This window comes from Pseudomonas sp. Q1-7 (genome assembly GCF_028010285.1).
GTDB lineage: Bacteria > Pseudomonadota > Gammaproteobacteria > Pseudomonadales > Pseudomonadaceae > Metapseudomonas.
In genome coordinates this window covers 4,613,407-4,635,175 of sequence record NZ_CP116304.1, presented here as the reverse complement: position 1 = coordinate 4,635,175, position 21,769 = coordinate 4,613,407, and the positions used below count along the sequence as shown (strand labels likewise).

General features: G+C 66.3%; 19 protein-coding genes. All 19 read left to right on the top strand.

Annotation, left to right across the window (positions count from 1 at the left end; translation table 11 throughout):
* Positions 1-86: 86 nt before the first annotated feature.
* Entirely contained in the window at positions 87-1,940 is a 1,854-nt protein-coding gene (locus tag PJW05_RS21500; RefSeq protein WP_271408976.1) for a phospholipase D-like domain-containing protein, read from the top strand.
* On the top strand, positions 1,940-3,226 hold the full coding sequence (locus PJW05_RS21495) for an SEL1-like repeat protein (protein WP_271408975.1): 1,287 nt from the start codon (positions 1,940-1,942) through the stop codon (positions 3,224-3,226). The genes PJW05_RS21500 and PJW05_RS21495 overlap by 1 nt, the downstream gene beginning before the upstream one ends.
* Positions 3,216-4,331 carry an SEL1-like repeat protein gene (locus tag PJW05_RS21490; RefSeq protein ID WP_442969185.1) on the top strand — a complete coding sequence of 372 codons (1,116 nt, stop codon included), beginning with the start codon at positions 3,216-3,218 and terminating at the stop codon, positions 4,329-4,331. Before PJW05_RS21495 ends, PJW05_RS21490 begins: the two co-directional genes overlap by 11 nt.
* A gap of 386 nt (positions 4,332-4,717) precedes the next feature.
* Positions 4,718-5,410, top strand: coding sequence for a tellurite resistance TerB family protein (locus PJW05_RS21485; protein ID WP_271408974.1), 693 nt, complete (start codon positions 4,718-4,720; stop codon positions 5,408-5,410).
* A 237-nt stretch (positions 5,411-5,647) separates the two neighbouring features.
* The gene (locus tag PJW05_RS21480; protein ID WP_271408973.1) at positions 5,648-7,279 is read left to right on the top strand and encodes a methyl-accepting chemotaxis protein; all 1,632 of its coding nucleotides are present in this window, start codon (positions 5,648-5,650) and stop codon (positions 7,277-7,279) included.
* A 9-nt stretch (positions 7,280-7,288) separates the two neighbouring features.
* Complete coding sequence (locus tag PJW05_RS21475) at positions 7,289-7,795, top strand: chemotaxis protein CheW (RefSeq protein WP_271408972.1); 507 nt, start codon at positions 7,289-7,291, stop codon at positions 7,793-7,795.
* A complete protein-coding gene (locus tag PJW05_RS21470) occupies positions 7,792-9,042 on the top strand; it encodes a CheR family methyltransferase (protein ID WP_271408971.1) in 1,251 nt (416 codons plus the stop codon). Before PJW05_RS21475 ends, PJW05_RS21470 begins: the two co-directional genes overlap by 4 nt.
* A complete protein-coding gene (locus PJW05_RS21465; protein ID WP_271408970.1) occupies positions 9,032-9,721 on the top strand; it encodes a chemotaxis protein CheW in 690 nt (229 codons plus the stop codon). Before PJW05_RS21470 ends, PJW05_RS21465 begins: the two co-directional genes overlap by 11 nt.
* Positions 9,718-12,009, top strand: coding sequence for a hybrid sensor histidine kinase/response regulator (locus PJW05_RS21460; protein WP_271408969.1), 2,292 nt, complete (start codon positions 9,718-9,720; stop codon positions 12,007-12,009). Before PJW05_RS21465 ends, PJW05_RS21460 begins: the two co-directional genes overlap by 4 nt.
* Positions 12,006-13,010, top strand: a complete 1,005-nt coding sequence (locus PJW05_RS21455) for a chemotaxis response regulator protein-glutamate methylesterase (RefSeq protein ID WP_271408968.1) — start codon at positions 12,006-12,008, stop codon at positions 13,008-13,010. The genes PJW05_RS21460 and PJW05_RS21455 overlap by 4 nt, the downstream gene beginning before the upstream one ends.
* A 34-nt stretch (positions 13,011-13,044) precedes the next feature.
* Positions 13,045-14,070 carry a response regulator gene (locus PJW05_RS21450; RefSeq protein WP_271408967.1) on the top strand — a complete coding sequence of 342 codons (1,026 nt, stop codon included), beginning with the start codon at positions 13,045-13,047 and terminating at the stop codon, positions 14,068-14,070.
* A gap of 131 nt (positions 14,071-14,201) precedes the next feature.
* A protein-coding gene (gene prfB, locus PJW05_RS21445) for a peptide chain release factor 2 (protein ID WP_271408966.1) occupies positions 14,202-15,297 on the top strand; the annotation gives its coding sequence in 2 pieces (ribosomal slippage) (positions 14,202-14,273 and positions 14,275-15,297; 1,095 coding nt in all).
* Between the two features lie 82 nt (positions 15,298-15,379).
* Positions 15,380-16,885 (top strand): lysine--tRNA ligase, encoded by a 1,506-nt coding sequence (lysS, locus tag PJW05_RS21440; protein ID WP_271408965.1) that lies wholly within the window; start codon positions 15,380-15,382, stop codon positions 16,883-16,885.
* 383 nt (positions 16,886-17,268) lie between these two features.
* Positions 17,269-17,982: a TetR/AcrR family transcriptional regulator gene (locus PJW05_RS21435; RefSeq protein WP_271408964.1), complete on the top strand. Its 714-nt coding sequence runs from the start codon at positions 17,269-17,271 to the stop codon at positions 17,980-17,982.
* A gap of 56 nt (positions 17,983-18,038) precedes the next feature.
* Positions 18,039-18,593, top strand: a complete 555-nt coding sequence (locus PJW05_RS21430) for a hypothetical protein (protein WP_271408963.1) — start codon at positions 18,039-18,041, stop codon at positions 18,591-18,593.
* A gap of 7 nt (positions 18,594-18,600) precedes the next feature.
* A complete protein-coding gene (locus PJW05_RS21425) occupies positions 18,601-19,890 on the top strand; it encodes a flavohemoglobin expression-modulating QEGLA motif protein (RefSeq protein ID WP_271408962.1) in 1,290 nt (429 codons plus the stop codon).
* Between the two features lie 134 nt (positions 19,891-20,024).
* Positions 20,025-20,906: an alpha/beta hydrolase gene (locus PJW05_RS21420; protein WP_271408961.1), complete on the top strand. Its 882-nt coding sequence runs from the start codon at positions 20,025-20,027 to the stop codon at positions 20,904-20,906.
* Positions 20,903-21,226, top strand: coding sequence for a hypothetical protein (locus PJW05_RS21415; RefSeq protein ID WP_271408960.1), 324 nt, complete (start codon positions 20,903-20,905; stop codon positions 21,224-21,226). The genes PJW05_RS21420 and PJW05_RS21415 overlap by 4 nt, the downstream gene beginning before the upstream one ends.
* Before the next feature lie 31 nt (positions 21,227-21,257).
* Positions 21,258-21,758, top strand: a complete 501-nt coding sequence (locus PJW05_RS21410; protein WP_271408959.1) for an O-acetyl-ADP-ribose deacetylase — start codon at positions 21,258-21,260, stop codon at positions 21,756-21,758.
* The last annotated feature ends 11 nt before the right edge of the window (positions 21,759-21,769 follow it).

The following is a 21,769-nucleotide window of genomic DNA, read 5'->3' as shown; positions in this document are numbered from 1 at the left end:
ATCAATACCGGAACGGGGCACACCGAACACCGCGTCGGTTATGCGGCCCTGCTGGAAGTCCGCCACCGCGAAGAAGGAGACCCCGCATGAGGCCCGCCAACGCCCGTCATCCCGTAATCGTCGTCCCCATTGCGCTGCGGCATACCCAGGAGGCGACCCTGTGCCTTCCCTGGTTCGTGTGCCAGAGCGAATACCCGCCACGGGTGTGTACCTACAAGCCGCTGATCAATGGCGAAGAGACCTTCCGCGCGGTGCACCAGGCCATTGCCGGTGCCCAGCGTTCGGTCGACATCATCTGCTGGGGGTTCCAGCCGTCGATGCACCTGATCCGGGATGGCAGCGACGACCGCTGCATCGGCGAGCTGCTCAAGGCGAAGGCCAAGGCCGGCGTCCAGGTGCGCATCCTCGGCTGGGAAATGCCCCTGAACGCAACCGGGTATCTCGGTGAGGCCAACCTGCCGGGCAAAGGCGGGATCGCTGACCGGGCCGGACAAACCGCTACCGACGAGCAGCACGAATACGATCATCAGTGGTTCACGGCGCACGCGGTTGCCGATGACCAGGCGGGCGCCCTGGCGGACGCCGGTCGCCCGTTGTTCGTCAGCCGTGGCTTCAGCCTGTCCGAACGCGCAGAGATTGCCTACCAGCTCAAGCGCAAGCGCCTCGACCCGGGGCTCGCCTGGCAGGCTCGCGCGGTCATGGCCGGCTCGGTAACGCACCATCAGAAGAGCGTGCTGGTCGATTACGAACTGCCGGAGCAGGCCATCGGCTTCGTCATGGGCCACAACCTGCTCGACGAGTACTGGGATACCGACCAGCACTCGGCGCTCAAGCGCCCCGATCCGAAGAATCCCCGGGCCGAAACCCACGCGCCGCATCGTGGCCCGCGCGGCGCCCTGCCGCGCCAGGACATCTCCTGCCAGGTCACCGGGATGATTCTCAAGGACCTGCATCACAACTTCGCCACGGCCTGGACCAAGGAAACCGGCGAGGACCTGCTGTCGTCGCGCAAGGCCGAGGAGGTGGCCGAGCAACTGAAGCCGCGCCGGGAGCACGGCAATCTGCAGATGTCGCAGCTCCTGCGCACCCAGGCGCAACAGACCGACGCCGTGCTCGACATCCAGGCGGGCTACCTGAAGGCGGTCAACAACGCGACCCAGTTCATCTACATCGAAAACCAGTACTTCCGCTGGCCGCCCCTGGCCGAGGCGATCAAACAGGCGGCCAAGGACCAGACCCGTGAAGGGCGCGACCCGATCAAGCACGGCGCCCTGCACCTGTTCGTGGTCACCAATGCCACCGATGAGGGCATCGGCGCCGGCACAGTCAACACCCAGCGGATGCTGGAAAGCCTGGGGCGGGCCGACACCATCCCCAAGGTCACCAAGCTCGCGCGGATCAAGGAGGCGAGGCAGGCCATGCCGCCCAAGCCGCGGCCCGATGGCGGCAACGATCTGCACGGGCGCCAGGAACTGGCCAAATGGCAGGCGGAACTGGACCGGAAGACCCAGGCGATCGAAGACAAAAAACTGATCCCCGAGACGATCCCCGGCCTCAAGGTGCACGTCTGCTCGCTGGTGGCGCCCGACTCGCCGGCCGGCAACTGGATGCCGGTGTACATCCACTCCAAGCTGATGATCGTCAACGACGTGCTCACCACCCACGGCTCGGCGAACATCAACAGCCGCAGCATGATGGCCGACAGCGAACTGAACATCCTCCACGAGTGGTACAGCGTGACCCAGGCCATGCGTCGCCGGCTGTGGGACCTGCATACCGCTGGGAAGGGCGTACAGGATGATCCTGAAGAGGCGTTCAAGGCTTGGGAGAGGATCATAGAAAACAACAAGAAACTTCAGCGTGACAAGAAGAGTGGCGTGCCCGATACCCCGCTGGTCGAGTTCCTTTACGACAAAGCCGATTGGAAGGATCTCGACTGATGCGCACCCTGCTGCTGCTCTCGACTCTCTTGCTGGCCGCCTGTGCCGGCCATGGCCTCCACCTGAAAAAGGACCCGCCCGTGAACCCGCTCGCCCAGATCAAGGCCGACCTGGCCTTCAGTTGCCAGCATGAACGCATCCCCGAGGCCTCGGCGGACAGCGACCTGCTGTTCAAGTACGCCCGCTGGCTGCAGAAGAACAACCAGCTCAAGCAGGACCCGGGCGTGGACGCCGAGATCGAACGGCTCTACCGCATCGCTGCCGAGAACGGCCACTACAAGGCCACGATCAACCTGCTGAACGGCGCCATGCGCGGCCACTTCAAGGTGCGCGGCGCCGAGCGCCTGCGCCTGAGCGAGGAACTGATCGAGGCCGGCGTGGCCACCGGTTATTACTTCGTCGGCTTCTTCCTGCAACGGGGCGCGGCCGGCCTGCGCGAGGATCAGGCGATGGCCCTGCGTTACTACCGCAAGGCGGCCGACGAGGGCAGCGCGCAGGCGCAGGCGATGGTGGCCGACAAACTGGCGCCAAGCGATATTGCGCCTGATATCGCGAGGCAACTGTGGCGATGTGCTGCTGAGCAAGGCCATGGCAAAGCTGCTTTATCGCTCGGTGTTGATCTGAAGGTCGATGGGCATTACCAGGAAGCACTCGAAGCTTTCCAGTTGGGGGTGGCAGCGGGTGATGAAACATCAGCGGGTTTTCTGGAGGAGGGCTTTCGTGGACCGGCCCCGACGGACAGACTGAATTACATGGGCCAAGAGGAAGACCTTGAGCGTGCCGAGCGCTACGAAAAAATCTGGCGCATCCTCGCAAGAGCTTCCTACGCCCATCCCACGGTCCCCGAGATCAACGAGATCGTGCCGCTGCCGCCGGCCAAGCTGCCGCCGTGGGACGGCACCCTGCAGTGGCTGCAAGAGCGCGAGGCCAACGTCCCGCCGCCCAAACCCAGCGACGCGCTGATCCGCCAACTGGCCAAGGCCCGGCAGCTCGACCCGGCCAGCGGCCGACCGCTGCCGGCGTCGCCGAACTTCATTGCGGTCGATTTCCCCGCACCGGTCTGCGACAGCGGCCAGCCGTGCCCGCAGGCGGGCTACTGGCAGGCGGTGGCGCTGGCCGACAAGCGCTTCACCCGCATCCGCGAGGGCGAGATTCGCCGATTCGCCGAGGGCGAAATTCTGCCCCGGCTGGTGGTTCGGCAAAGCCATCCCCGACTCTGGCCGCTGCCCGACCGGATCACGGTGGGCGAAGCCCCGATCGAATGGAGAATGCTCGGTGAAGCCTAGGTCGCGGCTGCTGGGTGCGCTGGCCCTGCTGGGGCTGCTGCTGGCCAGTTGTGCCAGCCATGGCCTCCAGCTGAAAAAGGCCCCGCCCGTGAACCCGCTCGCCCAGATCAAGGCCGACCTGGCCTTCAGCTGCCAGCATGAACGCATCCCCGAAGCCTCGGCGGACAGCGACCTGCTGTTCAAGTACGCCCGCTGGCTGCAGAAGAACAACCAGCTCAAGCAGGACCCGGGCGTGGACGCCGAGATCGAACGGCTCTACCGCATCGCCGCCGAGAACGGCCACTACAAGGCCACGATCAACCTGCTGAACGGCGCCATGCGCGGCCACTTCAAGGTGCGTGGCGCCGAGCGCCTGCGCCTGAGCGAGGAACTGATCGAGGCCGGCGTGGCCACCGGCTACTACTTCGTCGGCATCTTCCTGCAACGGGGCGCGGCCGGCCTGCGCGAGGATCAGGCGATGGCCCTGCGTTACTACCGCAAGGCGGCCGACGAGGGCAGCGCGCAGGCCCAGGCGCTGGTGGCCGACAAGCTGGCGCCCATCGATATCGCACCGAACATTGCCCGGCAGATGCGCCGCTGTGCCGCAGAGCAGGGCCATGGCGATGCGGCTACAGATTTGGGCGTTGATCTGTCGGGTGGCGGGCACTATCAGGAAGCACTCGAAGCTTTTCAGCTTGGGGTGGCGGCGGGAGATAGTTCCTCCGCGTCCTTTTTAAGCAATGGGTTCCGTGGTCCACAACCAGATGATCAGTTGTATTACCTGGGGCAGCAGGAAGACCTTGAGCGCGCCGAACGCTACAACAGAATTCGGCGTGTGCTGGGGAACTACTCCTACGCTAATCCCACGGTCCCCGAGATCAACGAGATCGTGCCGCTGCCGCCGGCCAAGCTGCCGCCGTGGGACGGCACCCTGCAGTGGTTGCAAGAGCGCGAGGCCAACGTCCCGCCGCCCAAACCCAGCGACGCGCTGATCCGCCAGTTGGCCAAGGCCCGTCAGCTCGACCCGGCCAGCGGCCGACCGCTGCCGGCGTCGCCGAACTTCATTGCGGTCGATTTCCCCGCACCGGTCTGCGACAGCGGCCAGCCGTGCCCACAGGCCGGCTAAGGTTCCCGTGGCCCTGGACGAACCGTCTGCTCCTCGTGCCTGGTTGTGGGGGATCTCGTTGCCCGTGTTTATGGCGCAGGGGGTTGGTGCCGAGCCTGCGAAGCCCAGCGATGCGCGGATTGTTGGGCTTCACTGCGCTCGGACCAACCTACAGAGTCGGTAGCCCAATGAAATTCGGAGAAATTCCCACCGTCGCCCCCGGATTCTATCCGGCTACGATTTGGTCGCCTGCTTGAACTCGGGAAACCACGCTCCAAAGAATTCGCTTGCAACGACGAGCACCGCACGGCAGCGCAATATCCGGAAGCACTCTGCCCCCTGCCGTCGGGAATCCCTCCGGCTAGAGTCGGTCGATCACAGGGACCGACTCACCCGGAGGCTCATCGATGAATACCCGTGGACTGCTCGACCAACTGCTCAAATCCGGCCAGGACCTGCTCCAGCAGACATCCTCCGGCCGCTCCGCCGGCAAGTCCGGCAACGGCAACCTGGGCAGTCTGCTCAGCGGGGCCGGTGGTGGCGCGCTGGCGGCCGGGGCGCTGGGTCTGCTGCTGGGCAACAAGAGTGCCCGCAAGCTCGGTGGCAAGGCGCTGACCTACGGCGGCCTGGCTGCTCTTGGCGTGCTGGCCTACAAGGCCTACGGCAACTGGCAGGCGCAGCAGGCGGCGGCTCCGCAAAGCGAGCCCCGCACCCTCGACCGCCTGCCCGCGCCGCAGGCCGAGCAGCATAGCCAGGCCATCCTCAAGGCGCTGGTGGCGGCGGCGAAGGCCGATGGCCACGTGGATGCCCGCGAACGCCAGCTCATCGAGGAGGCGCTGGCCAAGCTGACCCAGGACGCCGAGCTGCGCCGCTGGCTGGACGCCGAGCTGAACAAGCCCCTCGACCCGGCCGAGGTGGCCCGTGCCGCCACCACGCCGGAAATGGCCGCCGAGATGTACCTGGCCAGCGTGCTGATGGTGGACGAGGAGCACTTCATGGAACGCGCCTACCTGGAAGAACTGGCGCGTCAGCTGCGTCTGGAACCGGGGCTCAAGGCCGAGCTGGAGCGGCAGGTGCGGCTGGAGCTGGCGGTGCAGTAAGGGGCCTTCGGCCAAGGTTGCTGCCTGCGCGTGCGTGCCCCGTTGCAGGTGGCGCGTACGGCGCGTTCCTGCAAATCGGCAACTTTCTGCCAAACTCCCAAGGTCACGGGCCGCCAGCATTCTGGCGGCATAAAAGTGCCTGCCTGCGCCGCTTGCGGGCGCTTTGCCTTGCCACTAGAGTCGCCGGCCAATGGCCGTGCGCCGCCATCATTCCGGCACGGGTAACTGGGGAAGAATGTGAAGAACTGGACTGTTCGCTTGCGTATTCAGGCAAGTTTCGCGGTGATCATCGCCATCATGTTGTTGATGGCCGGCATGTCCTACATCCAGCTGAGGAATATCGAGCGCGAGGGCGACCTGGTGTTGCGCGATGCCTTGCCCGGTATGTACTACATCAGCAAGACACGCAGCGGCTGGACCGACAACCTGCTGCGTACCCAGGCGCTGCTGCGCGACGGCGACGGCTTGATCAGCGGCGTCATCTACCGAACCGACCGCAAGGACCTGGACGACAGCAACGCCCAGCTCGCGGACCTGCTCAAGGCCTACGACCGCACCATCACCGCCGAGTCCGACCATGAGGCGTTCGAAACCTTCCAGGCCATCCGCCAGGAATACATGAAGCGCCAGGCGCAGATCCTCGAACAGCTTCAGGCGGGGCAACGCAGCCAGGCGCTGGCCACGTTCGAGGGGCCGCTGGTGGAACAGTGGAGCGCGGGCCGCAAGAGCCTCAACGAGCTGATTGAATTCAATCGCACGAGCGGCGAGCAAGCGGTGAACACGATCGTTTCCTCGGTGCGCTTCGCCGAACGCAGCATGCTTTTCGCCCTGGTGCTGGCGGTTGCGGCGGCGGCGGTCTGCGGCCTGCTGCTGATGCGCGCGATCACCCGGCCGGTGGGCGGAATCGTCGAGACCCTGCGCGTCATGGGCGGCGGCGACCTGTCCACTCGCCTGGACCTCAAGCGCCAGGACGAATTCAACGCCATCGAGACCGGCTTCAACAGCATGGCCGAAGAACTCAAGACCCTGGTGTCCCAGGCGCAGCGTTCGGCGGTACAGGTGACCACCTCGGTCACCGAGATCGCCGCCACTTCCAAGCAACAGCAGGCCACCGCGACCGAGACGGCCGCGACCACCACGGAGATCGGTGCGACCTCGCGGGAAATCGCCGCCACCTCGCGGGACCTGGTGCGCACCATGGCCGAGGTCTCCGGCACCGCCGAGCAGACCTCCATACTCGCCGGCTCCGGCCAACTGGGCCTGGCGCGCATGGAAGACACCATGCACCAGGTGATGGGCGCCGCCGAGTTGGTGAATGCCAAGCTGGCGATCCTCAACGAGAAGGCCGGCAACATCAATCAGGTGGTCACCACCATCGTCAAGGTGGCCGACCAGACCAACCTGCTGTCCCTCAACGCCGCCATCGAAGCGGAGAAGGCCGGTGAGTACGGCCGTGGCTTCGCGGTGGTCGCCACCGAAGTGCGCCGCCTGGCGGACCAGACCGCGGTGGCCACCTACGATATCGAGCAGATGGTGCGCGAGATTCAGTCGGCGGTGTCCGCCGGCGTGATGGGCATGGACAAGTTTTCCGAGGAGGTGCGTCGCGGCATCGCCGAGGTGGGGCAGGTGGGCGAGCAGCTGTCGCAGATCATCCAGCAGGTACAGGCCCTGGCGCCTCGGGTGCAGATGGTCAACGAGGGCATGCAGGCCCAGGCTACCGGCGCCGAACAGATCAATCAGGCCCTGGTGCAACTGGGCGACGCCACCGGGCAGACGGTGGAGTCCCTGCGCCAGGCCAGCTCCGCCATCGACGAATTGAACCTGGTGGCCAACGGCCTGCGAACCGGCGTCAGCCGCTTCAAGGTCTGAGCCGGCGCCATGGGCCCGAATCGAACCCGCGCCCCGGCGCGCTCCGTCAGGGGTGGGCTTTACCTGCAGTTCCGCATGGGCGGCGACCGCTATGCGCTGGATGTCCATGAGGTGGTGGAAGTACTGCCCCTGCGCCAGATGAAGCAGGTGCCCGAGGCGCCGCCCTGGGTCGCCGGGGTGTTCGTCCATCGTGGCGTAGCGGTGCCGGCGCTGGACCTTGGCGTACTTGCCTTCGGCCAGCCGGCGCAGGTGCGCACCAGTACCCGGCTGGTGCTGGTGGACTACCCGCTGCACGGGCGCACGCGCTGGCTCGGCCTGATTCTGGAACAGGCCACCGACACCCTGCGCTGCCGAACGGATGAGTTCCGCGACTATGGCCTGGACCAGGGGCGCGCGCGTTACCTGGGGCCGGTCTACCAGGACCGCGAGGGGCTGGTGCAGCGCATCCGCGTCGCCGACCTGCTGCCGGACGAGGTTCGCGCATTGCTGTTTCCGGCCACGGAGGGCGCGGCATGATCGAGCGCTTCGAAGCCTTGTTGAAGCGCCGCATCGGCCTGGAGGCGGAATCCGTCGGCCGGGTGGTGATCGAGCGTGCGGTGCGCCACCGGATCGCGGCCGCCGGCTGCGACGACGAGGAGGCTTACTGGCACCGGCTGAATGCCTCCCCCGCTGAGCAACAGGCGCTGGTGGAAGCGGTGGTGGTGCCGGAGACCTGGTTCTTCCGTTATCCCGAGTCCTTCGCCGCCCTCGGTCGTCTGGCCTTCGAACGGCTGCCGATGCTGGCCGGAGGCCGCCCCCTGCGTATCCTCAGTCTGCCCTGCGCCACGGGGGAAGAGCCCTTTTCCATCGTCATGGCGTTGCTGGACGCCGGCTTGGCGCCGGGGCTGTTCCAGGTGGACGCGGTGGATATCAGCGAGCAGGTGTTGGAGCGCGCGCGTCGCGGTGTCTATGGGCGCAACTCGTTCCGGGGCGATGACCTGGGCTTTCGCGAGCGCTATTTCATTCCCACCGGCGAGGGTTATGCCCTGGCCCGACAGGTGGCGGCCAAGGTGCGCTTCCTGCGCGGCAACCTGCTGGACCCCGGCCTGCTGGCCGGCGAGCCGGCGTACGATTTCGTCTTCTGCCGCAACCTGCTGATCTACTTCGACCGGCCGACCCAGGGCGCCGTGCTGGAGGTGCTCAAGCGCCTGGTGCAGAAGGAGGGCGCCCTGTTCATCGGTCCCGCCGAAGCCAGCCTGCTGAGCCAGAAGGGCATGCAGCCGCTGGGTTATCCACAGGCTTTCGTATTCCGCCATGCGGCGCCCCAGGCCGTTGCCAAGCCGGCCAGGCCGAGCGTGCTGCCGCCGCCGCCCGTTGCGCCCGCAGCGCTTCCCGCCCGGGCTCAGGGGCACCCGCGTCCACCGCTGCCGAAGCCGGAACAACCGAAGGCGCAGCCGGTGACCGCGGATCGGGAGGCCGCCTTGCTGGAGATCGCCAGCCTCGCCAACAGCGGCCGCAGCAGCGAGGCGCGGGCCGCTTGCGACGCTTTCCTCGCCGCCCATGGCCCTTGCGCGGATGCCTTCTATTGGCTCGGCCTGCTCAGCGATGTGGCGGGGAAGGTCGACGAAGCCCAGGATTACTACCGCAAGGCGCTGTACCTGGCGCCCCAGCACGCCGAGGCGCTGGCTCATCTGGCCGCCCTGCTCGCCGCCCGCGGTGACCGCGCCGGGGCCCAGCGCCTGCAGCAACGCGCCAGCCGAGGAGTGAACAACCATGGCCGCTGACCGCCTGCCCCTGATCGCCAGCGACCAGCTGCCGGCGGTGGACGACTGCTGGAACCGCATCGGCGTGCATGGCGACAAGTCTTGCGAACGTCTGGACGTCCACGTGCATTGCCGCAATTGCGAGGTACACGCGGCGGCCGCGACGCTGTTGCTCGACCGCTACGCCCTGATCCGCGAAAACGACGCGGCCGCCGACGCGGAGGAAGCCGGAGAGGATGGCCGCGAACGCCGTTCCACCCTGGTATTTCGCCTGGGCGAGGAATGGCTGGGCCTGGCCACTCGCTGCCTATCGGAGGTGGCGGCCCTCAACCCCATCCACTCCCTGCCGCACCAGCGATCCCTGGCCTTGCTCGGGGTGACCAACGTGCGTGGTGCCCTGGTCGCCTGCCTGTCCCTGGCTGAGTTGCTGGGCCTCGAGCGGGGTGGTGAAGCCAGCGGTGGACGCCGCGTGGTGCCGCGGATGCTGATCCTCGCCAGCCAGGGCGGGCCGCTGGTGGCGCCGGTGGACGAAGTGGACGGCATTCACGGCATTCCTCTGGACCTGATGCTGGACCCCGGCCGGACCCCGGACCTGGCGGCGCGCCAGTTCGCGTCGGGCGTGGTGCAGTGGCGTGGACGCAGCATCACGCTGCTGGACGAGGGCCTGCTGCTGCAGGCAATGGCAAGGAGCCTGGCATGACCCCGGACCAGATGCGCGACGCCTCGTTGCTGGAGCTGTTCCGCCTGGAGGCGGAGGCCCAGACCCAGGTGCTCAACGCCGGGTTGCTGGTGCTGGAGCGCAACCCGACCCAGGCTGACCAGTTGGAAGCCTGCATGCGCGCGGCGCACTCCCTGAAGGGCGCTGCGCGCATCGTCGGGCTGGATGCCGGGGTGCAGGTAGCCCACGTAATGGAAGACCTGCTGGAAGCTGCGCGGCAGGGGCATGTGCAGCTGCGGCCGGAGAATATTGATGCGCTGTTGCAGGGTTCCGACCTGCTGTTGCGCATCGGCAACGAGGCGGACTGGGCGGAGAACGCCGGCCGCGAGACCATCGAGGCGCTGCTTGCCCGCTTGCAGGGCCGGGTCGCCGAGCTGCCTGCGTCGGCGACGGGGGGGCTGATCGAACCGGTCATCCCTACGCCGCCGCTGCCCGAGGCGCCGCCAGAGCCACCGCCGGAGCCGCCGCTGCCGTCCCGCGAGCCGGATACCACGCTGCCCGCCGAGAATGGCGCCGAAGCCCGCGACCGGGTGCTGCGGGTCAGCGCCGAGCGCCTCGATCACCTGCTGGACATCTCCAGCAAATCGCTGGTCGAGTTCCAGCGCATCAAGCCGCTGAACGATGCCTTGTACCGCCTCAAGCGCCTGCAGGCCAACGCCAGCCGCGCCCTGGACGTGGCCCGTGAGTCGGTGCTGGACGGCTCTCTCGATCCGCAGGCGCAGGCCATGCTCGGTGAGGCCCGGCAATTGCTCGGCGAATGCCAGCGGATGCTTGCCGACTACATGGTCGATTTCGACGAATTCGGCTGGCAGGGCGGCCAGCGCGCCCAGCTGCTCTACGATGCGGCGCTGGCTTCGCGCATGCGGCCCTTCGCCGATGTGCTGGCCGGCCAGGCGCGCATGGTCCGTGACCTCGGCCGTTCCCTGGGCAAGCCGGTGCGGCTGGAGGTCAGCGGCGACAGCACCCAGGTAGATCGCGATGTGCTGGAGCGCCTGGAGGCGCCGCTCACCCATTTGCTGCGCAACGCCGTGGACCACGGCATCGAGAGCCCGCAACTGCGCGCGCGCCTGGGGAAGCCCGAGGAAGGCGTGATCCGCCTGCATGCCCGCCATCACGCCGGCATGCTCTTGCTGGAGCTGGCCGACGATGGCGCCGGGGTGGACCTGGAGCGCCTGCGCGATGCGGTGGTGGCGCGCGGTTTCGCCAATCCCGACACCGCTGCGCGGATGACCGAGGACGAGCTGCTGGCGTTCCTCTTCCTGCCTGGCTTCAGCATGCGCGAGCAGGTCACCGAAGTGTCCGGACGCGGCGTCGGCCTGGACGCGGTGCAGCACATGGTGCGCCAGCTGCGCGGCGGCGTGCGCATGGAGCAGCACCGTGGGCAGGGCGCCAGCTTCCATATCGAAGTGCCATTGACCCTGTCGGTGGTGCGCAGCCTGGTGGTGGAGGTAGGCGGCGAGGCCTACGCCTTCCCCCTGGCCCACATCGAGCGCATGACCCGGCTGCAGCACGAGGACATCGTCCAGCTCGAAGGCCGCCAGCATTTCTGGCATGAGGGCCGGCACGTCGGGCTGGTGTCGGCCAGCCAGATTCTCCAGTGCGCCGAGGGCAAGCGCGACGAGGCCGGTATCCCGGTGGTGCTGATCCGCGAGCGCGACGCCTGTTACGGCGTGGCCGTGGAGCGCTTCATCGGCGAGCGGACCCTGGTGGTGATGCCGCTGGACCCACGCCTGGGCAAGATCCAGGACCTGTCCGCCGGCGCCCTGCTGGACGATGGCCGGCCGGTGCTGATCCTCGACGTCGAGGACCTGCTGAAGTCGGTCGGCAAGCTGCTCGGCAGCGGTCGCCTGGAAAAGGTCGACCGCGGCGGCGCGCAGGGCGTCGGCAGCCACCGCAAGCGCGTGCTGGTGGTGGATGACTCCCTCACCGTGCGCGAACTGCAGCGCAAGCTGCTGGCCGGCCGGGGCTACGAGGTGGCAGTGGCGGTGGACGGCATGGACGGCTGGAACGCCCTGCGTTCGGAACATTTCGACCTGCTCATCACCGACATCGACATGCCGCGCATGGACGGCATCGAACTGGTCACCCTGGTACGCCGCGACAACCGCCTGCAGTCCCTGCCGGTGATGGTGGTTTCCTACAAGGACCGCGAGGAGGACCGCCGCCGCGGCCTGGACGCCGGCGCCGACTATTATCTGGCGAAGGCCAGTTTCCACGACGAGGCGTTGCTGGATGCGGTGGTCATGCTGATCGGGGAGGCGCACGGGTGAGGATAGGCATAGTCAACGACATGCCCCTGGCGGTGGAGGCCTTGCGCCGGGCGCTGGCCCTGGAGCCGGCGCACCAGATTGCCTGGGTCGCGGTCAACGGCGCAGAAGCGGTGGAGTGCTGTGCGAGGGACGTGCCGGACGTGGTGCTGATGGACCTGCTGATGCCGGTGATGGACGGGGTCGAGGCGACCCGTCGGATCATGGCCCGCAGCCCCTGCGCCATCCTCGTCGTCACCGTGGATATCGAGCAGAACGTGCACCGGGTGTTCGAGGCCATGGGCCATGGCGCCCTGGACGCCGTGAACACCCCGGGGCTCGGCAGCGGCCAGGCCCAGGAAGCGGCCCTGCTGCTGCGCAAGATCCAGAATATCGGCTGGCTCGTGGGCCAGCGCGACAGCCGTGGCCGTGGCGCAGCCGAGAGCCGTCCGCCACGCCGCGGCGGTCGGCACCTGGTGGCCATCGGCGCCTCCGCTGGCGGCCCGGCTTCGCTGGCGCAATTGCTCAAGCAACTGCCGGGTGATTTTTCCGCCTCGGTGGTGCTGGTGCAGCATGTGGATGAAGTCTTCGCCGCCGGCATGGCCGACTGGCTGGCCAGTGAATCCCGCCTGCCGGTGCGCCTGGCCCGCGAGGGCGAGGTGCCGCAGCCGGGCACCGTGCTGCTGGCCGGGACCAACAACCATATGCGGCTGATGCGCAATGGCGAGCTGGCCTATACCGCCGAGCCCACCAGCCATGTGTACCGGCCGTCCATCGATGTGTTTTTCGACAGCCTGGTGGCGCACTGGAAGGGCGAGGCCATCGGCGTGCTGCTCACCGGCATGGGCCGGGACGGTGCCGAAGGGCTCAAGCGCATGCGCGAACGCGGTTTTCTGACCATCGCCCAGGACCAGGCCAGTTGCGCTGTCTACGGCATGCCCAAGGCCGCCGCCGCCATTGGTGCGGCGGCGGAAATACTCGCCCTGGAGCGCATCGCGCCCCGGCTGGTCGAGGCATTCGGATGAATTTCACCTCAGGCCCCAGGGCCCGGAGAGCGTTATGCAATACCCCTATCGCAGCCATACGGACATGACCCCGGTGGAGCCGTCGGCGATGGTGCTGCTGGTCGACGACCAGGCCATGGTCGGTGAGACGGTGCGTCGGGCCTTGATGGCCGAGGCGGGCATCGATTTCCATTTCTGCGCCGACCCGTTGCAGGCGGTGGCGGTGGCGCTGCAGATCAAGCCCACGGTCATTCTCCAGGACCTGGTGATGCCCGGGGTCGACGGCCTCAGCCTGCTCGCCGAGTACCGTGGGGTGCCGGCCCTGCGCGATGTGCCGATCATCGTCCTGTCGACCAAGGAAGAGCCCACGGTGAAGAGCGCCGCCTTCGCCGCCGGGGCCAACGATTACCTGGTCAAACTGCCCGATGCCATCGAACTGGTGGCGCGTATCCGCTACCACTCGCGTTCCTATGTCGCCCTGCTGCAGCGGGACGAGGCCTACCGCGCCCTGAGGGAAAGCCAGCAGCAATTGCTGGAGGCCAACCTGGTGCTGCAGCGGCTGATGAACTCCGACGGCCTGACCGGGTTGTCCAATCGCCGTCACTTCGACGAGTACCTGGACATGGAATGGCGCCGCGCCCTGCGCGAGCAGAGCGAGCTGTCGCTGCTGATGATCGATGTGGACCATTTCAAGTGCTACAACGACAGCTTCGGCCATGTGGCCGGCGACGAGGCCCTGCGCCGGGTGGCGGAGGCCATCCGTGACTCCTGCAGCCGTTCCACCGACCTGGCGGCGCGCTACGGCGGCGAGGAGTTCGCCATGGTCCTGCCGGGCACGGCGGCGGGCGGCGCGCGCCTGCTGGCGGAAAAGCTGCGGCGGATGGTGGAGGCCCTGGGCATTCCCCACGACACCCCGGCGCCGGGTTCGGTGCTGAGTGTCAGCATCGGCGTCGCCACCCTCACGCCCAGGAGCGGCCAGGCCGCGCTGGTGCTGGTGGACATGGCTGACCAGGGGCTCTACCAGGCGAAGCACAACGGCCGTAACCAGGTGGCGATGGTGGTGGCCGACGCCGCGTTCTGACGGGCAGGGCGGCCATGGGCCCCGTGCGTCGCCGGATCGGCGCAAATCACGGCTGGCATGCTGCCGGCATGCGGTGACTCGGGTATACTCGCCGGCTTTTCCGAAAGTTTTGCCAGCGAGAGCTTCCCGCCATGGAAATCAACCCGATCCTGAACAGCATCAAGGACCTCTCCGATCGCACCCTGTCTATTCGGGGGTATCTTTGACTACGATCAGAAGCATGATCGTCTCGTCGAAGTAAACCGCGAACTCGAAGACCCCAACGTCTGGAACAACCCCGAATACGCCCAGAACCTGGGCCGCGAACGCGCCCAACTGGCGCAGATCGTCGAAACCCTCGACGACCTGAGCGGCGGCCTGGCCGATTCCCGCGACCTGCTGGACATGGCGGTCGAGGAGAACGACGAAGGCGCCGTGAACGACGTCGCCACTGAAGTCGAACGCCTGCGCGAAATCCTTGAGAAGCTGGAGTTCCGCCGCATGTTCAGCGGCGAGATGGACATGAACAACGCCTACCTGGATATCCAGGCCGGCTCCGGCGGCACCGAAGCCCAAGACTGGGCCAACATGCTGCTGCGCATGTACCTGCGCTGGGCCGACAAGAACGGCTTCGACGCCACCATCATCGAACTGTCCGAAGGCGAAGTCGCCGGCATCAAGGGCGCCACTGTCCATGTGAAGGGCGAGTACGCCTTCGGCTGGCTGCGCACCGAGATCGGCGTGCACCGTCTGGTGCGCAAGAGCCCGTTCGACTCCGGCAACCGTCGCCACACCTCGTTCACCGCGGTGTTCGTCTCCCCCGAGATCGACGACAACATCGAGATCGAGATCAATCCGGCAGACCTGCGCATCGACACCTACCGCTCCTCCGGTGCGGGCGGTCAGCACGTGAACACCACCGACTCCGCGGTGCGTATCACCCACGTGCCGACCAATACCGTGGTGGCGTGCCAGAACGAACGCTCCCAGCACGCCAACAAGGACACCGCGATGAAGATGCTGCGGGCCAAGTTGTACGAGCAGGAAATGCAGAAACGCACCGCCGCGTCCCAGGCGCTGGAAGACTCCAAGTCCGATATCGGCTGGGGCCACCAGATTCGCTCCTACGTCCTCGACCAGTCGCGGATCAAGGACCTGCGCACCGGCGTCGAGCGCAGCGACTGCGACAAGGTGCTGGATGGCGATCTGAACGAGTACCTCGAAGCCAGCTTGAAACAAGGACTCTAAGGCCGCCGCGCTTGCCAGCCCTTGTTACGCGATACCTTTTCAAACAGGCGTTGCAACGCCTAACCGGGAACCACCGAAGACCATGAGCGACCAACAACTCGACCAGCACGAACTGCAACAGGAAGAAAACAAGCTGATCGCCCAGCGCAAGGAAAAGCTTGCCGCCGTGCGTGAGGCCACGGCCATCGCCTTCCCCAACGACTTCCGCCGCGACGCCTACTTCGCGGACCTGCAGAAACAGTACGCAGACAAGACCAAGGAAGAGCTGGAAGCCGCAGCCATTCCGGTCAAGGTCGCCGGTCGCATCATGCTCAACCGTGGTTCCTTCATCGTTCTGCAGGACAGCACCAGCCGCCTGCAGGTCTACGTGAACCGCAAGACCCTGCCGGAAGAGACCCTGGCCGAGGTCAAGACCTGGGACCTGGGCGACATCATCGGCGCCGAAGGCACCGTGGCCCGTTCCGGCAAGGGCGACCTCTACGTCGACATGACCAGCGTGCGCCTGCTGACCAAGTCGCTGCGTCCGCTGCCGGACAAGCACCACGGCCTGACCGACACCGAGCAGCGCTACCGCCAGCGCTACGTCGACCTGATCGTCAACGAGGAAACCCGCAACACCTTCCGCGTGCGTTCCCAGGTGATCGCCCACATCCGCCGCTTCCTCAGCGAGCGTGGCTTCCTCGAAGTGGAAACCCCGATGCTGCAGACCATCCCCGGCGGCGCGGCGGCCAAGCCCTTCGCCACCCATCACAACGCCCTGGACATGGCCATGTTCCTGCGTATCGCGCCGGAGCTGTACCTCAAGCGCCTGGTGGTCGGTGGCTTCGAGAAGGTCTTCGAGATCAACCGCAACTTCCGTAACGAAGGCGTCTCCACCCGGCACAACCCCGAGTTCACCATGCTCGAGTTCTACCAGGCCTACGCCGACTACGAAGACAACATGGACCTGACCGAGGAACTGTTCCGCGAGCTGGCCCAGGCCGTGCTCGGCAGCACCGACGTGCCGTACGGTGACAAGGTCTTCCACTTCGGCGAGCCCTTCGCCCGCCTGTCCGTGTTCGACGCCATCCTCAAGTACAACCCGGACATCACCGCCGCCGACCTCAAGGACCTCGACAAGGCCCGCGAGATCGCCAGGAAGGCCGGTGCCAAGGTCCTCGGCCACGAAGGCCTGGGCAAGCTGCAAGTGATGATTTTCGAGGAACTGGTGGAGCACAAGCTGGAGCAGCCGCACTTCATCACCCAGTACCCCTTCGAAGTCTCGCCGCTGGCTCGCCGCAACGACCAGGACCCGAGCGTCACCGACCGCTTCGAGCTGTTCATCGGCGGTCGCGAGATCGCCAACGCCTACTCCGAGCTGAATGACGCCGAGGACCAGGCCGAGCGCTTCATGCTGCAGGTCAAGGAAAAGGACGCCGGCGACGACGAGGCCATGCATTACGACGCCGACTTCGTCAACGCCCTGGAATACGGTATGCCGCCCACCGCCGGCGAAGGCATCGGCATCGACCGCCTTGTGATGCTGCTGACTAATTCGCCGTCTATCCGTGACGTCATCCTGTTCCCGCATATGCGGCCGCAGGCTTGATGCCGATATGGAGAACCCGTACACGATCAGCTGCGCGTCGGCCCCGCTGCGTTAAACACAGGCTCGGAAGGCCGCTTTCCCGCGCGGCCCGAAGGGCGAGCGAAGCGAGCAATGCTCACTTGCAGCTCGTAAACTTCGCTTCCTCGTCTGTTTTTGCCTGGCATGGCTCCAGCTCGCAAGATCGTGAGCAGGCTCTGGAATAAGCCGCCTTCGGGCGGTTTTTTCTTGGCCGGCGTTCGGCGGGCGAACCTTTTTGCCCCGGCTCCGCTCCTAAATAGCGCTCGTCAGGGTCGACAGCGTTTCAATCTCGCCGGCTCCGGCATTGATTCGCCGGATAAATGGTCAACACTTTCACCTTGAGTGAGTTCGGAGGATTTCCCGTCTTGAACCCGTCGTCCCGTAGTGACAGTGCCGCCCGCGTCGCCAGCGCGGTCGCCGAAAGCGTGAAATACCAGGGCCGCAAGGCCAGCCGCCAGGGCAGCGAGCAACGCCGCCAGGCCATCCTCGACGCCGCCATGCGCATCATCGTGCGCGACGGCGTTCGCGCGGTGCGCCATCGGGCCGTGGCCGCCGAGGCCCAGGTTCCACTCTCGGCCACCACCTATTACTTCAAGGACATCAATGACCTCATCACCGATACCTTCGCCCAGTTCGTGGAGCGCAGCTCGGCGGTGATGGCGGCCTTCTGGGCCAGCGTCGAGGACGACCTGCAGGCCATGGCTGCGGTACTCAGCCGCGACGGCGACTCGCGCCGGGCGATGACCGAGCAGATCGTGGAGCTGGCCATCCAGTATGTGCGCAGCCAGTTGGAGGAGAACCGTGACCAGCTCCTGGCCGAACACGCCTTCCGCCAGGAAGCGCTGCTCAACGCCAGCCTGCGTAATCTTGCTGACGCACATCGCCGGATACTCTCCCAGGGCGCGGAGCACTTCTTCCAGGTCCTGGGTTCGGCTGAACCCACCGAAGACGCCAAGGTGTTGACGGCCGTCATTCTGCGGATGGAATATCAGGGCCTTCTCGACGGCGTGGAAAACCTCGACATCGACGAGATGCGAGCGGTCCTGAAGCGCTACCTGTATCTGGTGATGGGACTCTGAGCGCGTAGATCAAACCCCGCTGTCGCGGGGTTTTTCGTTATCACAAGGAGAGCGAGATGATTGTCTGGCGTGCCGTGGTGGCCCTGTCCTTCCTGCTGTTGGGCGGCTGCCTGGTCACCTTCAAGGACCCGATTCCAGCCAACGAGCCCGCGCCGATACCCCTGCTGGGGGACTGGACCCGCAAGGACGAATGGGGCGAGCGGCAGTACCTGGAAATCAGCCGCGCCGGCTCCAACTTGTACAAGGCACGCAGCTTCGAGGGCAGCAAGGACAACCTGGACGGCATGGAGGAGTTCGGCTTCACCGTCGCCCACCACGGCCGCCGCTGGTACCTCTCCGCCGGGCTGCCGAAGAAGCTCGGCGCGAACTTCGCCATCGCCGGCTTCGAGCTGACCCGCGACAACGAACTGGTGGTCTACAACCTGGATGTCGAACGCGTCGAACAGGAAATGCAGGAAGGCCGGTTCCAGGGTCAGAGCGTGGAGATGCCGGAGGGCGATGGCGTGCTGATCACCAGCCCGCTATACGTGGTCTTCGGCTGGCTGGACGATCCGGCCAACTCCGACGTTTTCATCGAAGTCGCCCGTTACCAGCGCGCTGCCGAGGAGTGAGCCGCCGATGACCCGCCGCAAACTCCCCGACGACTACCAGAAAACCATTCGCGCGCTGTCCGATCGCATCGTCCAGGCGCAGACGCCGATTCGCGTGCTGGACGCTGTGAAGTGGGACGACAGCGTTCGCCAGGGCTTCCTCAAGCACAAGGGCAAGTCCGCGCCCGCGGTGGACCGGGCCTACTACGACAACCGCCCGCTGGCCTTCGATTCCGCGGAGAAGAAGCTGGAGTTCCAGAACATCGAGCGCGATATCACCCGGCACCTGGGCCAGTTCAACCCGGTGGGGCAGATCATGCGGCGCATGTGCAAGGAGTACCGCATGGTGATCCGCATGCTCGAAGCGCGCGGCACCGCCGATTTCGGCCTGATTTCCCAGGAGCTCTACGGCGCGGCCTCCGATGCCTTCCATGCCGGTGACCCGACCCTCGCCGACCTCGGGCTGATGCTCTCGGACTACCTGAACAACATCGCCGACCGTGGCGACCTCAAGGACGATGCCAAGACTCTCACCGCCAAGGACGCAGTGGACATGCTGCAGAGCCGCCTGGGGGCGGTGTTCGGCGATGACACCATCCGCGTCTTCGAGTCCGACGGCATAGTCGCCGACGCCGCCGCCGGCGCCGACTACATCAAGGTCCGCGCCGACGCCCTGTTCAACGAGCGCGACGTGCGCGCCCTGGAAGTCCACGAAGGTCTGGTGCACGTCGGCACGACCCTCAATGGGCAGAACCAGCCCATCTGCACCTTCCTTTCCAAGGGCCCGCCGTCGTCCACCGTGACCCAGGAAGGCCTGGCGATCCTGATGGAGGTGATCGCCTTCGCCTCCTATCCGAGCCGCCTGCGCCGCCTGACCAACCGCACCCGCGCCATCCACATGGCGGAGGAGGGCGCCGACTTTCTCGACGTCTACCACTTCTATCGCGAGCAGGGTTACGCCATGGAGGAGAGCTACGGCAGCGCCAGCCGGGCGTTTCGGGGCTCGCTGCCGGGCGGTTTGCCGTTCACCAAGGACCTGTCCTACCTGAAAGGCTTCATCCTGATCTACAACTACATCCAGCTCGCCGTGCGCAAGGGCAAGCTGGAGCAGATCCCGCTGCTGTTCTGCGGCAAGACCACCCTGGAAGACACCCGCACCCTGCGCCAACTGGTGGACGAAGGGCTGGTGGTGCCGCCCAAGTACCTGCCGCCGCAGTTCCGTGACCTCAACGCGCTTTCGGCCTGGATGTGCTTCTCCAACTTCCTCAACCACTTGAGCCTGGAGCGTATCGAGGCGGATTACGCGAACATCCTCTGATTCGCTTGAGCTTTTCGTCGGTTGGTACCGAGCCTGCGAGGCCCGACGAGCGGAATGTCAGGCCGGCCTCGGCGTTGGGCCTCGCTTCGCTAGGCGCCAACCTTCGGAGAACCCTTGATGGGATGGAATCCGCTATGCGCAGTTGCCTGCTGATCTTTTTCGCGCTGCTGTTGCAAGGCTGCAGCGCCTTGCTGTTCTACCCGGAGAAGCACCTGCCGTTCACCCCGGAGCGCGCCAAGCTGGAGTACCGCGACATCCAGCTCAGCGCCGCCGACGGCACCCGCCTGCATGCCTGGTGGCTGCCGGCCAGACCAGGGGTGGAGGTGAAGGGCACGGTGCTGCACCTGCACGGCAATGGCGGTAATGTCGCCACCCACCTGGGTGGGAGCTGGTGGCTGCCGGCCCAGGGCTACCAGGTGCTGTTGCTGGACTATCGCGGCTACGGCCGCTCCGAGGGATCGCCCAGTCTGCCGGCGCTCTACCAGGACATCGATGCCGCCTTCGCCTGGCTCGACCAGGCGCCGGAAGTGCAGGACAAGCCACGGGTAGTGCTTGGCCAGAGCATCGGTGGCGCCCTGGCGGTGCATTACCTCGCCGAACGCCCCGAGCGGCGCGCGCAGCTCAAGGCCCTGGTGCTGGACGGCGTACCCGCCAGCTACCGCGAAGTGGCGCAGTACAGCCTGTCCAATGCCTGGCTCACCTGGCCGTTGCAGGTGCCGCTGTCCTGGCTGATCCCCGATGGTGACAGCGCCCTGCGCGCCATCGGCGGGCTGAAGGGGCTGCCCATGCTGATCTACCACAGCCTCGACGATCCGGTGGTGCCCCTTTCCAACGGCGTGCGCTTGTATCAAGCTGCGCCCCCGCCGCGGGTGTTCCAGCCGGTCCGTGGCGGCCATGTGCAGACTTTCGCTGACCCAACCTGGCGCCAGGTCATGCTGCTCTACCTCGAAGACCCGACAGGCTTCGTCGGGCTGCGCCGGCTGGCCGAAGTCCCGAATACAGAGAGTCCCCAATGAGCGAACGCAACCCCATTCCGCTGATCCTCACCGGCATCGGCAGCATCGTCGGCACCGTGATGGTGCTCTGGTACTACGGCTACCTGCACTTCGCCAAACCCGAGGACGCCCTGCTGCTGAGCGACTTCACCATGCTCAAGACCCTCCCCGGCGAGGACTACAAGGTTTCCCTGGAGCCCGCCGCCCAGGTCGCCCAGTGCATCGACGGCGTGCTGGTGCTGTTCGATACCCAGCAGAAGGGCCTTACCGGCGTGCTGGTGGACAGCAAGAAGAAGGCCGTGCGCTGCATGGGGCAGGAAACGCCGCAGGAAGTCCGCTGAGGGTCTAGCCTCCCTTTGGGAGGTAGCCGTCATGGACATTCGTATCTGGCAAGGCGATATCACCACCCTGGAGGTGGACGCCATCGTCAATGCCGCCAACAGCTCGCTGCTCGGCGGCGGGGGCGTTGACGGCGCCATCCACCGCGCCGCCGGCCCCGAACTGCTCGCTCGCTGCCGCACCCTGGGCGGCTGCCCGACCGGCGAGGCGCGCATTACACCGGGTTTCCGCCTGCCGGCGCGTTTTGTGATCCACACCGTGGGCCCGGTCTGGCAGGGCGGCAACCACCGTGAAGCCGAACTGCTCGCCAACTGCTACCGCAACAGCCTGGCCCTGGCGGAAGCCGAAGGCTTGGCGAGCATTGCCTTCCCGGCCATCAGTTGCGGGGTCTACGGCTATCCGCTGGAAGACGCAGCGCAGATCGCGGTGGCCGAGTTGAAGCGTCAAAGGCCACCGGGCAGCACACTCAAGGAGGCGCTGCTGGTGGCCTTCGACGCGAAGATGGTGTCGCTGTATCAGGCGGCGCTTCCGTAGGTTGGCGTAGA

Bases quoted from the DNA above. Each gene is read 5' to 3' on its own strand.
- PJW05_RS21500 (WP_271408976.1), top strand. From the start codon at position 87: ATGAGGCCCGCCAACGCCCGTCATCCCGTAATCGTCGTCCCCATTGCG.
- PJW05_RS21495 (WP_271408975.1), top strand. From the start codon at position 1,940: ATGCGCACCCTGCTGCTGCTCTCGACTCTCTTGCTGGCCGCCTGTGCC.
- PJW05_RS21485 (WP_271408974.1), top strand. From the start codon at position 4,718: ATGAATACCCGTGGACTGCTCGACCAACTGCTCAAATCCGGCCAGGAC.
- PJW05_RS21475 (WP_271408972.1), top strand. From the start codon at position 7,289: ATGGGCCCGAATCGAACCCGCGCCCCGGCGCGCTCCGTCAGGGGTGGG.
- PJW05_RS21470 (WP_271408971.1), top strand. From the start codon at position 7,792: ATGATCGAGCGCTTCGAAGCCTTGTTGAAGCGCCGCATCGGCCTGGAG.
- PJW05_RS21465 (WP_271408970.1), top strand. From the start codon at position 9,032: ATGGCCGCTGACCGCCTGCCCCTGATCGCCAGCGACCAGCTGCCGGCG.
- PJW05_RS21460 (WP_271408969.1), top strand. From the start codon at position 9,718: ATGACCCCGGACCAGATGCGCGACGCCTCGTTGCTGGAGCTGTTCCGC.
- PJW05_RS21450 (WP_271408967.1), top strand. From the start codon at position 13,045: ATGCAATACCCCTATCGCAGCCATACGGACATGACCCCGGTGGAGCCG.
- lysS (WP_271408965.1), top strand. From the start codon at position 15,380: ATGAGCGACCAACAACTCGACCAGCACGAACTGCAACAGGAAGAAAAC.
- PJW05_RS21430 (WP_271408963.1), top strand. From the start codon at position 18,039: ATGATTGTCTGGCGTGCCGTGGTGGCCCTGTCCTTCCTGCTGTTGGGC.
- PJW05_RS21425 (WP_271408962.1), top strand. From the start codon at position 18,601: ATGACCCGCCGCAAACTCCCCGACGACTACCAGAAAACCATTCGCGCG.
- PJW05_RS21420 (WP_271408961.1), top strand. From the start codon at position 20,025: ATGCGCAGTTGCCTGCTGATCTTTTTCGCGCTGCTGTTGCAAGGCTGC.
- PJW05_RS21415 (WP_271408960.1), top strand. From the start codon at position 20,903: ATGAGCGAACGCAACCCCATTCCGCTGATCCTCACCGGCATCGGCAGC.
- PJW05_RS21410 (WP_271408959.1), top strand. From the start codon at position 21,258: ATGGACATTCGTATCTGGCAAGGCGATATCACCACCCTGGAGGTGGAC.